The sequence below is a fragment of the Polaribacter sp. Z022 genome (assembly GCF_023555495.1).
Classification (GTDB): domain Bacteria; phylum Bacteroidota; class Bacteroidia; order Flavobacteriales; family Flavobacteriaceae; genus Polaribacter.
The window spans coordinates 1-877 of the sequence record NZ_JALCZO010000033.1 but is presented as its reverse complement, the minus strand read 5'-3'; the positions used below and the strand labels follow the sequence as shown (position 1 = coordinate 877).

Annotated in this window: 1 protein-coding gene; it reads left to right on the top strand. The window is 29.6% G+C overall.

Features of this window, described 5'->3' with window-relative positions; all coding sequences use genetic code 11:
* The coding region (locus MPF13_RS15455; RefSeq protein WP_249983664.1) for a hypothetical protein at positions 1-651 on the top strand (651 nt) is incomplete at its 5' end.
* Positions 652-877: the final 226 nt, after the last annotated feature.

The following is an 877-nucleotide window of genomic DNA, read 5'->3' as shown; positions in this document are numbered from 1 at the left end:
CCAAAAGTTGTTGCTTTTTTAAAGTTCTTCAATTTTCCTACGGAAAATAGCCGAACATTTAAAACGCAACTTTTCATAACACAAACACGTTGGCAAACATTTGAGCGAATGAACAAATCAATAATCTTTCTTCTTCTAATTTCATTTTTTTTTAGTTGTAATAAAAATTCAGAACGAATTAAAATAACTGTAAAACATTATGATAATCTGAATGTTGACGAATCGAAATGGAAAGACGTAGAATTAATCAAAGATTCCCTAATTGATTTAAAAGAAACAAAAGTTGACCTATATTTCAGCCAAAAGATTGCCAAAATACCTTATTATTTACCAACTAATGGAATTTATAAAGACTCAATAAAAGATAAAGAATGTAACATTGATTCTTTCGATGAAAGTGTAAGAAGTTTTGCATTTCTTAAATGTTATGAATATGACAGTAAGAAACGTGTCAAAAGTATGAGTGTTAGTGGTTCTGGAACAATGGGGACTTGGAATTACAAATACGACGAATTAAATAGAATTACCAATATTGAAAATTTAGGAACGATTTACACGATAAAATACGATGACAAATATGGAATTATAAAAGAAATAATCAAAGACTTACCAGGTAATCTCGAAGAGAGAATAGAATTTATGTACGAATAAAAAACGATTTGCCAACACCGTGTATAATTCATTGCTAGTACTCGCCTAATTACGAAAATTCTCGCGGATTTTCTATTCGGTTTGTATTTGCTAATTTAGTTGCTTAAACACGCAACGAAATCATACACAAAACCGTTGGCATTCATAGCCCAGTCAAATTCTGAAAAAGGAATTTAAAGTTTGAAAATCTTGATTTTTAAAGAAAAATATGGAACACTCTCTCCCT